The 12,144-nt window shown below is 68.7% G+C and carries 12 protein-coding genes; 4 read left to right on the top strand and 8 right to left on the bottom strand.

The genetic code is table 11. From position 1 onward, the window contains the following. The first annotated feature begins 55 nt into the window (after positions 1 to 55). The 4 genes from coxB (at position 56) to QI633_RS15875 (ending at position 4,360) form a co-directional block, all read left to right on the top strand. Positions 56 to 919, top strand: coding sequence for a cytochrome c oxidase subunit II (coxB, locus tag QI633_RS15890; protein WP_260805919.1), 864 nt, complete (start codon positions 56 to 58; stop codon positions 917 to 919). Between the two features lie 65 nt (positions 920 to 984). After that, positions 985 to 2,604 carry a cytochrome c oxidase subunit I gene (gene ctaD / locus QI633_RS15885; protein ID WP_141801007.1) on the top strand — a complete coding sequence of 540 codons (1,620 nt, stop codon included), beginning with the start codon at positions 985 to 987 and terminating at the stop codon, positions 2,602 to 2,604. After that, positions 2,604 to 3,020: a cytochrome c oxidase subunit 4 gene (locus QI633_RS15880; protein WP_141798307.1), complete on the top strand. Its 417-nt coding sequence runs from the start codon at positions 2,604 to 2,606 to the stop codon at positions 3,018 to 3,020. The genes ctaD and QI633_RS15880 overlap by 1 nt, the downstream gene beginning before the upstream one ends. Positions 3,021 to 3,145: 125 nt before the next feature. Next, complete coding sequence (locus tag QI633_RS15875) at positions 3,146 to 4,360, top strand: Ig-like domain-containing protein (protein ID WP_260805920.1); 1,215 nt, start codon at positions 3,146 to 3,148, stop codon at positions 4,358 to 4,360. Here the strand turns inward: QI633_RS15875 and QI633_RS15870 are convergent. The 8 genes from QI633_RS15870 to QI633_RS15835 form a co-directional block, all read right to left on the bottom strand. Continuing rightward, positions 4,353 to 5,228, bottom strand: a complete 876-nt coding sequence (locus QI633_RS15870; RefSeq protein WP_282426320.1) for a glycosyltransferase family 2 protein — start codon at positions 5,226 to 5,228, stop codon at positions 4,353 to 4,355. The genes QI633_RS15875 and QI633_RS15870 overlap by 8 nt on opposite strands. After that, positions 5,212 to 5,559, bottom strand: coding sequence for a DUF2304 domain-containing protein (locus QI633_RS15865; RefSeq protein WP_141798309.1), 348 nt, complete (start codon positions 5,557 to 5,559; stop codon positions 5,212 to 5,214). The genes QI633_RS15870 and QI633_RS15865 overlap by 17 nt, the downstream gene beginning before the upstream one ends. Next, positions 5,556 to 6,257, bottom strand: a complete 702-nt coding sequence (locus QI633_RS15860) for a glycosyltransferase family 2 protein (protein WP_282426319.1) — start codon at positions 6,255 to 6,257, stop codon at positions 5,556 to 5,558. The genes QI633_RS15865 and QI633_RS15860 overlap by 4 nt, the downstream gene beginning before the upstream one ends. A gap of 88 nt (positions 6,258 to 6,345) precedes the next feature. Further along, positions 6,346 to 7,656 (bottom strand): hypothetical protein, encoded by a 1,311-nt coding sequence (locus tag QI633_RS15855; RefSeq protein WP_282426318.1) that lies wholly within the window; start codon positions 7,654 to 7,656, stop codon positions 6,346 to 6,348. A 59-nt stretch (positions 7,657 to 7,715) separates the two neighbouring features. After that, positions 7,716 to 9,419 carry a cytochrome bc complex cytochrome b subunit gene (locus QI633_RS15850; RefSeq protein WP_260805921.1) on the bottom strand — a complete coding sequence of 568 codons (1,704 nt, stop codon included), beginning with the start codon at positions 9,417 to 9,419 and terminating at the stop codon, positions 7,716 to 7,718. Position 9,420: 1 nt separating this feature from the next. Next, positions 9,421 to 10,521: a Rieske 2Fe-2S domain-containing protein gene (locus QI633_RS15845; RefSeq protein WP_174245203.1), complete on the bottom strand. Its 1,101-nt coding sequence runs from the start codon at positions 10,519 to 10,521 to the stop codon at positions 9,421 to 9,423. Continuing rightward, the gene (locus QI633_RS15840; protein ID WP_260806575.1) at positions 10,518 to 11,384 is read right to left on the bottom strand and encodes a c-type cytochrome; all 867 of its coding nucleotides are present in this window, start codon (positions 11,382 to 11,384) and stop codon (positions 10,518 to 10,520) included. Before QI633_RS15840 ends, QI633_RS15845 begins: the two co-directional genes overlap by 4 nt. Before the next feature lie 67 nt (positions 11,385 to 11,451). Then, positions 11,452 to 12,057 (bottom strand): heme-copper oxidase subunit III, encoded by a 606-nt coding sequence (locus QI633_RS15835; protein ID WP_260806576.1) that lies wholly within the window; start codon positions 12,055 to 12,057, stop codon positions 11,452 to 11,454. Positions 12,058 to 12,144 lie beyond the last annotated feature (87 nt).

The raw sequence follows: 12,144 nt of genomic DNA, 5'->3' as shown, positions 1-12,144 counted from the left end.
GCCGCACTCCGCTAGTGTTCGCAGTGGTTCTGACCCTCGAGAGGAAGGCTCGTTCGTGGGCTGGTGGCACCCCGAGCGCACGCGTGGCGCGCAGCGACGTTTCCGTCGCGCGACCCCGCTCGCCGGATTCGTCGTACTCGCGCTCGCGCTGTCCGGCTGCTCGACCGATACCCAGTGGGAACGGTTCGGCATGCCGGAGATCACGACCACGCAGGGTGAGCACATCCTGCACCTGTGGCAGGGCGCCTGGATCGCCGCGCTGGTGACCGGTGTCATCACGTGGGCGCTCATCATCGGCGTCCCGATCTGGTTCCGTCGTCGCAGCGACGACGAGGTCCCCGTGCAGACGCGCTACAACCTGCCGATCGAGATCTTCTACACGATCTTCCCGGTCATCATGGTCATCGCGTTCTTCTCGCAGACCGTGCGGGTGCAGAACATCGCACTCGAGCACGACCCCAACCCCGACGTGGTCGTCACGGTCGTGGGCCAGAAGTGGCAGTGGACGTTCAACCAGCCTTACGAGGGCAAGAACGTCTTCGTCTCCGGCACCGGTGAGGACATCCCGGACCTCGTGATCCCGGTCGACAAGACCATCGAGTTCCAGCTGCGCAGCCCCGACGTCATCCACAACTTCGGCATCCCGGCCTTCGCGATGCGCATGGACGTCGTCCCGGGCAACAAGAACTCCTACCAGGTGACGCCGACCGAGATCGGCGACTACGACGGCAAGTGCTACGAGCTGTGCGGTGTCTACCACTCGCGGATGCTCTTCAACGTGAAGGTCGTCTCCGAGGCTGACTACGAGGCCTATCTCGCCGACCTGGCCAAGGACCCCGACCACGTGTCGGACGAGCCTGTCGAAGGCGGCAAGTACGCCAAGCAGCCCATCAACGACGACGAGGGAGAGCACGAGTGACCACTCTCGCGCGTTCCGCGGACCTCAGCCAGCGCAAGCCGCTCGGCCAGCAGATCGTCCGCGCGATGACCACGACCGATCACAAGCTGATCGGCAACCTGTACTTCGGCACCGCACTGGCCTGGTTCATGGCCGGCGGCATCATGGCGCTCCTCATCCGGTCCGAGCTCGCCTATCCGGGCAGCCAGATCGTCAACGAGGAGCTCTACAACCAGCTCTTCACGATGCACGGCACGATCATGCTGCTGCTGTTCGCGACGCCGCTGTTCTTCGGCTTCGGCAACGCGATCATGCCGCTGCAGATCGGCGCGCCCGACGTCGCGTTCCCGCGCCTCAACATGTTCAGCTACTGGCTGTACCTGTTCGGCGGCCTGATCGCCGGCGCCGGCTTCCTCACCCCGCAGGGCGCCGCGTCCTTCGGCTGGTTCGCCTACACGCCGCTGTCCGACTCGGTCAACAGCCCCGGCGTCGGTGGTGACCTGTGGATCATGGGTCTGTGGATGGCGGGTCTCGGCACCATCCTCGGTGCGGTCAACTTCATCACCACGATCATCTGCATGCGTGCCCCCGGCATGACCATGTTCCGGATGCCGATCTTCGTCTGGACCGTGCTGATCACGGCGATCCTGGTGCTGATCGCGTTCCCGATCCTCGCCGGCGCGCTGCTCTCCCTCGAGGCCGACCGCCAGATCGGCGCCCACGTGTTCGACGCCTCGCACGGCGGGGCGATCCTGTGGCAGCACCTGTTCTGGTTCTTCGGGCATCCCGAGGTCTACATCATCGCCCTGCCGTTCTTCGGCATCATCTCCGAGATCCTCCCGGTCTTCAGCCGCAAGCCGATCTTCGGCTACGTCGGCCTGGTCGGCGCGACGCTCGGCATCGCGATCCTCTCGGTGGCCGTGTGGGCGCACCACATGTTCGTCACCGGGGCCGTCAACCTGCCGTTCTTCTCCGGCATGACGTTCCTGATCGCCGTACCGACAGGCGTGAAGTTCTTCAACTGGATCGGCACGATGTGGGGCGGCTCAGTGCGCATGGACACACCCATGCTCTGGTCGATCGGCTTCCTCACGACCTTCCTCTTCGGTGGCCTGACGGGCATCATCCTGGCCAGCCCGCCGCTGGACTTCCACGTCTCCGACTCCTACTTCGTGGTGGCGCACTTCCACTACACGGTGTTCGGCACGGTCGTGTTCGCGATGTTCGCCGGCTTCTACTTCTGGTGGCCCAAGCTCACCGGTCGGATGCTCGACGAGCGCCTCGGCAAGATCCACTTCTGGCTGCTGTTCATCGGCTTCCACACGACCTTCCTGGTCCAGCACTGGCTGGGCATCGAGGGCATGTCGCGGCGCTACGCCGACTACCTGCCGCGTGACGGCTTCACCACGCTGAACCAGGTTTCGACGATCGGCGCGTTCATCCTCGCCTCCTCGATGCTGCCGTTCTTCTACAACGTCTACGTCTCGCGCAAGGGTCCGCTGGTCAACACCGACGACCCGTGGGGCTGGGGCCGGTCGCTGGAGTGGGCCACGAGCTGCCCGCCGCCGCGCCACAACTTCCACTCGATCCCGCGGATCCGCTCGGAGTCGCCGGCGTTCGACCTCCACCACCCGGAGATCGCCGCCATCGAGATGTACGACGAGCCGGTCGCCGCGGGCGCCGGTGCCAAGGAGGTCGACGCCTGATGAAGGTCGAAGCATGGATCTTCGGCGTGACCACGATCTTCCTGGTCCTGGTCAGCCCTGCCTACTGGTTCATCACCGACGGCAGTGACCACGGCGCCGACTGGACCGGCACCTCCGCGCTGGTGATGACCACGCTGCTGTGCGCCATGGTCACGCTCTACATCGGGTTCCACGCCAACCGGATGGACGCCCGTCCGGAGGACCTCAAGGACGGCGAGATCGCCGACGGCGCCGGTGAGCTGGGCTTCTTCCCGCCGTACTCCTGGTGGCCGCTGTGGTGCGCCGCATGCCTCGGCGTGATCGTCCTCGCGCTGGCCATGCTGGCGTGGTGGCTCGTGATCATCGGGTTCGTCCTCGGCGCGATCGCGCTGAGCGGCTGGATCTTCGAGTACTACCGCGGCGTCTACGCCCACTGATCGACCCTGATCCACCCGCTGAGCCCCGCTCAGCACCCTCGTCGGCGGTGTCCCACCTCACGGTGTGACACCGCCGACGTGCTTGCCAGCCCGGAATCTCCGGACGGGGCAGGTACCCTCGTTCCGTGCCTTCCCCGCTGACACGCTCCCGCTCGCGCGCCCTGCGCGCCGCCGCCCTGCTGGCTGCCGTCGCGCTCGTCGCGACCGCCTGCGACGGCTCGGGATTCGTCCCCGGCGGAGACGACCCGGCAGGCGACGAGACCACGGCGGCCGCTGCCTCCGAGGCGATCGTGACGACCAATGTCAAGGACGACGCGTCCGGCGTCCCTGTCGACAAGGTGGTCCGGGTCAAGGCGGACAAGGGCACGCTGAGCTCGGTGGTGCTCAAGTCGAAGTCCGGCCGGGTCGAGGGACAGATCCGCGGCGACGGTGCCCGCTGGGTGTCCTCGGGCGGCCTCGAGCCCGACACCCGCTACCGCGTGCGCGCCGTCGCCCGCAACAGCGACGGCAAGGAGGTCGAGAGCATCTCCACCTTCACCACCCAGTCGCTGAGCCTGGACCAGCAGACCTACGCCTCGATCGCGCCCCTGCAGGGCGAGACGGTCGGCGTCGGCATGCCGGTCATCGTGACCTTCGACCTCCCGGTCACCGACCAGGCGAGCTTCGAGAAGCACATGACCGTCACCTCCACTCCCGCACAGCCGGGCTCCTGGTACTGGGTCAGCAGCAAGGAGGCGCACTGGCGCCCCGAGTCCTACTGGCAGGCCGGCACCAAGGTCAGTGTCGACGTCGGCGTCAACGGCGTCAGCGCCGGCGCAGGCATCTACGGCCAGGAGGACCGCAGGGTCGACTTCGAGATCGGCGCCGCCCACGTCTACAAGGTCAACGCGCGCACCCACCAGATGAAGGTCTTCGAGAACGGCAAGCTGCTGCGCACGCTGCCGATCACGACCGGCAAGGCCGGCTTCACGACCCGCTCCGGCGTCAAGGTCATCATGGAGAAGTACGCCCAGAAGCGGATGAACTCCGAGACCGTCGGCATCGCCCGCGGCTCCGCCGAGGCCTACGACATCGACGACGTCAAGTGGGCCATGCGCCTGACCAGCTCCGGTGAGTTCATCCACGCCGCGCCGTGGTCGGTCGGCTCCCAGGGCCACGCCAACGTGTCCCACGGCTGCACCGGCATGAGCACCGACAACGCAGCTTGGCTCTACTCGATGACCCGTCGCGGCGACGTCGTCGAGTACGTCGGCACCGACCGCCAGATGGAGCCCGGCAACGGCTGGGGCGACTGGAACGTCTCCTGGAACGACTACGTGGCGGGTTCCGCCCTCAGCTGAGAGCGTCGGGCCGGGCCAGCGGCCGTCGACGGTGGCGGGCCAGGAGCGCGTGCAACCTCGGGGTCACGCGGAGCTTGGCTGCGGCGGCCGCGACGTGCCAGCCACGGCGCCGGTAGTCGCGCGCCATCAGGTCGAGGAACGCCGCCTCCTCGTCGAAGCGGGTGCCGGACTCCGCCTGCACCGACGACACGGAGGCGGAGTGCCGGCGGTACTCGAAGGTGACAGCAGGATCGACAGCGAGGGTGCCGCGGTCGGCGAGCACGTCGAGGAGCAGGGCCAGGTCGACGACGATGTCGTAGCCGGGGCGGAAGCCGATCGCCTGTGCTACCTCCCTGCGCCACGCGATGGCCGGGAAGGTCGTCCAGTTGCCGGTGAGGAGACGGACGGAGGCCCGCTGGCCGGAGTGGACACGTACGTCGCGGTGGGAGGGGCGCAGGAGGCGCTTGACGCGATCGACCAACGGGAGATGAGGGGCGCCGTGCTCGTCGATCACCTCGACGCCGGGTTGGATCATGTCCGCACCGGTGCGTCGCGCCGTCTCACGCATCCTCGCGACGTACCCGGGGAGCAGCCGGTCGTCGCCGCCCATGAACACCACGTAGTCGGCCGTGGCGACGTCGAGGGATGCCTGGAAGTTGCGGTTCAGGCCGATGTTCGCGGGGTGCCGGACGACGGTGATCCGTGGGTCACCGTCGCCGACGGCAGCGCTCGCCGCAGGATCGGGGTAGCAGTCGTCGAGGACGGTCAACCGCCACTCGGGATCGCTCTGGGCGCGGATGCTGCCGACCGCCTCGACCAGGTAGTCCGGGTCTCCGTAGAACGGCAGGACGAACTCGACCGACGGGAGGTTGCTAGGCGTCGGAGTCACAGCGTTCGGCGTACGCCGCCTGCAGGAGGGCGTGCGCGCGGGCCAGCTCGGCAACGCGGTGCTCGATCGCGCGGTTCCGCATCGCCTGGGCGATCGAGGTGAACGTGAAGACGACGATCAGGAGGTACAGCAGCAGGTGCGGGCCCTCCTCGACACCTGCGCGGTGAGCGACGTCGGACACCAGGCTGGGGGCCAGGACGCTCACGATCGCGGCGGCCGCGACCAGCATCCCGGCAAGGCGGGTGAGCGCGAGCCGGTTGCCAGTCGGGTGGCGCAGCAGCCACCACGACGCGACGGCGATGCTCGCGATGAGGAAGATCCGGATGATCATGCCGGTGATCGCAATCGGTCGCTGGCGAGGTCGTAGAGGATGTTCAGGGCGTTGAGGTTCGACTGCCCCTTGCTGCGCGAGTAGTCCGAGTAGCACATGGTGACCGGGTGCTCGCGCCACGAGAGCGAGGCGCTGACGATCCGGGACTCGATCTCGGAAGCATGCGCCATGCCGCGCTGGCGCAGGTTCATCGCGGCCAGGGCACGGCGGTTGAGCACCCGCAGGCCGTTGTGGGTGTCGGTCAGGCGGATGCCCGTCAGGGTGCGCGAGAACCGCAGGGCCGCGGCCATGAGAACGCGGCGGGCGTGGGGCTGGCCCTCGGTGCGACCGAGGTTGCGGGAGCCGAGGACGATGTCGGTCCCGGTGTCCGTGGCGAGGCCGACCATCGTGACCGCGTCGGCGACGAGGTACTGGCCGTCGGCGTCGAAGGTGACGACGTGGGTCGCGTCGGTGTGGCGCAGCACGTAGTCGAAGCCCGTCTGCAGCGCCGCACCCTGGCCGAGGTTGACCGGGTGGCGCAGGACCGTCGCACCCGCCTCCCGGGCGACCTGCGCCGACGCGTCACGGGAGCCGTCGTCCACGCACACGACGTGCGGGAAGACCTCGCGCAGAGCGGTGACCACGGACCCGACCATGGCGGCCTCGTCGTACATCGGCACCACGACGACGGTGCGATCGAAGGCGGGGGACGTGCTCACGTCGACGAGGTTAGTGATGAGGACGGCTCCGCGACATGCGTCCCGCCCAAGTGTGGCCGACAGTCCGCGGTGCCCTAGCCCGTTGGGACTAGGCCGGGTGCCGACCGCTCCCGGCCGGTCCGGACCCGGTCCACCGGTCGGCGAGGTACGCCACGCCGGCGCCGATGCCGAGGATGACAAGGAAGGCGGGCGGGTTCTCCCGCAGGGCGTCCAGGGCGAGGTTGTAGCGCCACGCGGAGCCGTCGCCGTCGCCGTCGGTCGAGGCGGCGCCGAACAGGACCCCGATGGCCAGTAGGCCCACCTGCAGCCCGACCAGGACGGCCGCCGCGGTCCGGCCGCGCCGCCCGAGCCGCGCCGCGGCGAGCGCGAGGAGCGGGAAGCACGCGCACAGCGTCTCCAGCGGGAGCCGGTAGCCCCAGAACCCCGTGCCACCCTGGAACGGGTTCAGATACACCTGGATCAGGAGATACACCGCACCGCCGACGGCGAGCGCCCGGACCCAGTCGGGTGCTTCTCGCCAGGCGCCGCGGAGGAACGGCAGGAGCACGAGCAGGCACGGCGTCCAGACCAGGACGCCGACGCCGGGGGAGATGAGGATGCCGGCGACGTCAGCGGCGCGCTCCGGCCAGCTGCGCGAGGCCGGCCACGCGCTGAGGCTGCTCGCGGCGTAGCCCGCGGTGGGGCTCCAGGATCCGTACAGCCAGTGCCCCCAGACGGAGCTCAGCAGGACGAAGGGGAGACTGCCGACGGCGATGCGGACGGCGATACCCGGCTGCCGGCGGGCGAGCGCTACGCCGACGCCGAGCACGGCGACGACGACGGCGAGGTGGAGGCGGCCGACGAGCGCGACACCCCCGAGGATCCCCGCGAGCCACCAGCGCTCGCGCGCGGCCGCGGCGGCCATGCCGGCGATTCCGAGCACTCCGACCGTGTGCGGCCAGAGGTCGTTGCCGGCGATGCTCCACAGCGGCGTACCGGCGGCGAGGGCCGCGGTGCAGGCAAGGGCGACCGGGCCCGGGACCAGGCGGGACGCGGCCAGGAGCAGCAGGGCGGCGGTCAGAGCGACCAGCGCGGAGGCGGACAGAGATCCCGGAACGTCGCTGAAGCGGCCCGATCGGTCGGTGTCGAACCAGCCGGCGATCGCATACGCGGGCACGCCGGCGAGGATCGCTCCCGGGCTGCGAGCAACGACCCGGTGCCCGTTGTCGGGGTTGATCACCGTCCACAGGGCGTCGCTGTCGACGTCGTCGACGCCGGGCCACGCTGGCAGCTGGTCGGGGGAGACCCCGTCGACCCACGGTGTCCCGCTGGTCGCGAGACGCCACGCTCCGAGGTCGGCCGACCACACGTCGCCGGTGATGGGCGGGTGCAGTGCGCCCAGGCTGCAGAGCAGGAACACAGCGACCCCGAACGCCGCGATGACGCGGCGCCGGGGTCGGCTGCGGTCGTGCTGGTTGATCAGTGCTCTGCCGGACCGTGCCGGTTGGGGCCGGCGGCGATCTGCGACTCGAGCTCGTGGAGCTCGTGCTCCGCGTGGTGCTGGGCCTCGTGCAGCTCCTCGGCCGTGGGCTTCTGGACGTTGTCCGCGAAGAACACGGTCGCCAGCTTGGCCCGCAGCTTGCGCAGGCGCGCGCTGCGGCCCGTGGCACCCGAGGCGTCGATCTCCTCGACCGTCTCCGGCGTCGGGTCGTCGTCGCGGGCGGTGAGCGTGTAGGCCTTGCCCTCGGGGAGCGGGAGGTGCTTCTCGGCGTACCCGCCCTCGGGGGAGCGGACCAGAACGCCGGTCTCGTAGCCGTGGAGCAGCTTGCCCTCGTCGTGACGCTGGAGCGAGATGCACCAGCGACGCGTGATGATGAAGGCGATGACCGGTCCGAGGAACACCGCGGCCCGCATGAAGTACGTGATCTCGTTGATGCTCAGGTGCATCTTGATCGCGATGATGTCGTTGCCGCCCGCGGCCCAGGAGAGGCCGTAGAAGGTCATCAGCGCCACCATGATCGCGGTGCGGGTCGGTGCGTTGCGCGGACGCTGGAGCAGGTGGTGCTCCCGCTTGTCGCCGGTGATCCAGGCCTCCAGGAACGGCAGCGCCATCAGGATCATCAGCATCAGCGGCGGCATCACCAGGATCGGGATCATCACATTCCAGGACAGCGTGATGCCCCAGATGTGGGTCTCCCAGGCCGGGATGATGCGCAGCAGGCCGTCGGGCCAGCCCATGTACCAGTCAGGCTGCGAGCCCGCGGTCACCTTGGACGGGTCGTAGGGGCCGTACTTCCAGACCGCGTTGATCGAGAACAGGCCGCCCATCGTGGCGATGGTGCCGAACACGATGAAGAAGAAGCCGCCCGCCTTGGCCGCGTAGACCGGGAGCATCGGGTAGCCGACGACGTTCTGCTCGGTCCGGCCGGGACCAGGCCACTGGGTGTGCTTGTGGTAGACGAGCAGCAGCATGTGCGCGGCCACCAGCGCGAGCAGCAGGCCGGGGATGAGCAGGATGTGCATCGCGTAGAAGCGGGGGATGATCGCGTCACCCGGGAACTCGCCGCCGAACAGGAAGAACGACATGTAGGAGCCGATGACCGGCGAGGCCTTCATGAAGCCGTCCGCGGCGCGCACGCCGGTGCCGGAGAGCAGGTCGTCGGGAAGCGAGTAACCGGTGAAGCCCTCGATCGTGCCGAGCAGCAGCAGCAGGCAGCCGATCACCCAGTTGAGCTCGCGCGGCTTGCGGAAGGCGCCGGTGAAGTAGACGCGCATCATGTGGATCATCATCGAGGCGATGAAGATCATCGCGCCCCAGTGGTGCATCTGCCGCATGAGCAGGCCGCCGCGCACGTCGAACGAGATGTCGAGCGAGGAGGCGTACGCCGAGGACATGTGGACGCCGCGCAGCGGGTCGTAGGCGCCGTCGTACTGGACCTCGGTCATGCTCGGGTCGAACCACAGCGTCAGGAAGACACCGGTCAGCAGGACGACCACGAAGCTCCACAGGGCGATCTCGCCCAGCATGAACGACCAGTGGTCCGGGAACACCTTGCGGATGTTCTTCTTCATCGCCGTGCCGAGGCCCAGGCGCTCGTCGGCCCAGTTGGCGATGGCGCCGGCGGCCTTGCCACCCTTGGCGGTGGCGGGCGTCGTGCCGTTGGTCGTGGCGACCTTGCTCATGTCACCAACGGTCATAGTAGTCACGCTCCCAGAAGCTCGGGCCGACGGGCTCGTCGAAGTCACGCTGTGCGACCAGGTAGCCCTCGTCGTCGACGGTGATCGGCAGCTGGGGCAGCGGACGGCCGGCGGGGCCGAACACCACCTTGCCGGAGTCGGCGAGGTCGAAGGTGGACTGGTGACAGGGGCACAGCAGGTGGTGGGTCGTCCGCTCGTTCAGCGAGATCGGGCAGCCGACGTGGGTGCAGATCTTGGAGTAGGCCACGATGCCGTTGACCGTCCAGTTCTTCCGGCTCTTGCCCTCGGCGTCCTTGCCCGGCTTGATGTCGCCGGGGTTCATCCGGAGCAGGACCAGTGACGCCTTGGACTTGTGGACCTGGAGGTTCACGCCCTCGACCTCGGTCGGGTCGATGTCGTAGCGCTCCGGGTTGTGGTAGGCGTCGGGCTGGCAGTTGACCAGGTCGCCGATCTCGAGGTCCGAGGCGAGGATCGGGGTCCAGATGCCGTCGCGCACGATGCGCATCGGCTTGTCCTTGGTCCCCTTGCCCCAGATGGTGTGGTAGAGCTTGTCGCCCGGCAGCGGACCGAGGTCGCGCAGCAGGACCACGGCCGGCAGGCCCAGCAGGCCGACCGCACCGAGCAGTGAGTTGCGGATCAGCGGACGGCGCCCGATGCCCGACTCGGCGATGCCGTCGTTGAGCGCCTGGACGGCGACCTCACGGTCCTCCTCGGAGGACTTCGCCGGGTGGCGCAGCTCGACCATCTCGTGGTCGGCCATGAGCTTGCGAGCCCAGTGGATGATGCCGACGCCGATGAACAGCAGTGCGAGACCGAGGAAGAAGCCCAGCGCCATGGTCGAGGCGCCGTGGTTGCCGATCAGGGTCCAGTCGTCACCGATGTCGAGGGTGAAGTAGGAGACCAGGAAGGCGAGGGTCGCCAGCGCGGAGAGGCCGAACAGCGTGGCCACCTGGCGCTCGGCGCGCTTCTCCTTGGCGGGGTCGACGTCCGTCGGCCGCCACTGGTGCTCGGGCAGGCCCGGGTCCGCGATCGGGATCGCGAGCTCGCCCCCGCTCGCGTCGGAGTGGTTGTCGTGTGCGTCGGTCACGCTGCCGCCTCGTCCTTCTTCTTGCTCGAGCGGGTGGTGTGGGCCGCGATCCAGACGGCGAAGCCGACCAGGAGGCCGATGCCGCCGACCCAGGCGATGATGCCCTCACTCACCGGTCCGAGGCCGCCCAGCGTGAAGCCGCTGTAGCTCGGGGCCTGGTCCAGCTCGTTGAGGTAGGCGATGACGGCCTTCTTGTCCTCGGGCGGGATGTTGCCGTCGGAGAAGGTGTCCATCGACTGGGGACCGGTCAGCATCGCCTCGTAGATGTGCTTGGAGTCGACGCCGCGGATCTTGGGCGCGAAGCCGCCGCGCGGCATGGCGCCGCCGGAGCCCTCGAAGTTGTGGCACGCCGTGCAGTTGGCGAGGAAGATCTGGCCGCCGCGCACGACGAGCTCCTCGATCTCCTTCTCGCTCATCCCCTCGGTGGAGTAGAGCTCCTTGTCGGGGACGGCCGGGCCGGTGCCGAGCGAGGCGACGTACGCCGCGAGCGCAGCGGTCTCCTCCTTGGTGTAGACGACCTCCTTGCGCGGCGCCTGGGCGCCGGGCTGGGCCATCGGCATGCGGCCGGTGCCGACCTGGAAGTCGACGGCCGCGGCGCCCACGTCGGTCAGGGCGGGCCCGTACTGCGAGCCGCCCTGGGTGAGGACGCCCTCGCCGTTCTGGCCGTGGCAGAAGGCGCAGCCGACCAGGAAGAGCTCACGCCCCTCCTTGACCAGTGCCGCCTCGTCCTGGCTGGTGTCGGCCTGGGCCGGCGCGAGCGCTGCGTAGAGGCCACCTGTCAGCAGGAGGCCGCAGACGAGCACCAGGAGTCCGGCGATCGGACCGCGGCGATGCCGCGAGAGGCGACCAGCGGTTCGGTTCAGGAGGCGCACATTCAGTCCTTGTCAGTCCGGAGGATCCAACAGCTCTTCGTCATCGGGGTGGCCCGTGTCACTTGATCAGGTAGATCGTCGCGAACAGGCCGATCCACACGACGTCGACGAAGTGCCAGTAGTACGAGACGACGATCGCGCTGACCGCCTGCTCGTGCGTGAAGCGCCTGGCGACGTACGTGCGGCCGAGGACGAAGAGGAAGGCGATGAGACCGCCGGTCACGTGGATGCCGTGGAAGCCGGTGGTCAGGTAGAACATCGTGCCGTAGGCGTCGTGGGGGATCGTGACGCCCTCGTGGATGAGCTCGGCGTACTCGAGCGCCTGGCCGCCGACGAAGATGGCACCCATGACGTAGGTCAGGATGAACCACTCGCGCAGGCCCCACTTGCCGACCTGGAGCAGCGAGCCAGCGCGCGAGACCTGGCCGCGCTCGGCCGCGAACACACCCAGCTGGCAGGTGAACGACGACAGCACGAGGATCGTGGTGTTGATCGACGCGAACGGGACGTTCAGCAGCTGGGTGTTCTCCGACCACATCTCGGGCGAGACCGAGCGGATCGTGAAGTACGACGCGAAGAGCGCCGCGAAGAACATGAGCTCGCTGGACAGCCAGATGATCGTGCCGACCGCGACCATGCTGGGTCGGTCGTGCTGGCCGTGCAGGCGCGAGGCCGGGAGAGTTGCCGAAGCTGAGATCGCCACGGGCGCCATTATGGCGGTATCGGATCGCATCGGCATCCCGACCCCCCG

Source organism: Nocardioides sp. QY071 (assembly GCF_029961765.1).
GTDB lineage: Bacteria > Actinomycetota > Actinomycetes > Propionibacteriales > Nocardioidaceae > Nocardioides.
Note: the sequence above shows the minus strand (reverse complement) of the source record. Positions and strands in the feature narration are given on the sequence as shown.

Excerpts from the sequence above, each read along its gene's own strand:
- ctaD (WP_141801007.1), top strand. The coding sequence starts at position 985 with ATGACCACGACCGATCACAAGCTGATCGGCAACCTGTACTTCGGCACC.
- QI633_RS15880 (WP_141798307.1), top strand. The coding sequence starts at position 2,604 with ATGAAGGTCGAAGCATGGATCTTCGGCGTGACCACGATCTTCCTGGTC.
- QI633_RS15865 (WP_141798309.1), bottom strand. The coding sequence starts at position 5,559 with ATGATCATCCGGATCTTCCTCATCGCGAGCATCGCCGTCGCGTCGTGG.
- QI633_RS15850 (WP_260805921.1), bottom strand. The coding sequence starts at position 9,419 with ATGAGCAAGGTCGCCACGACCAACGGCACGACGCCCGCCACCGCCAAG.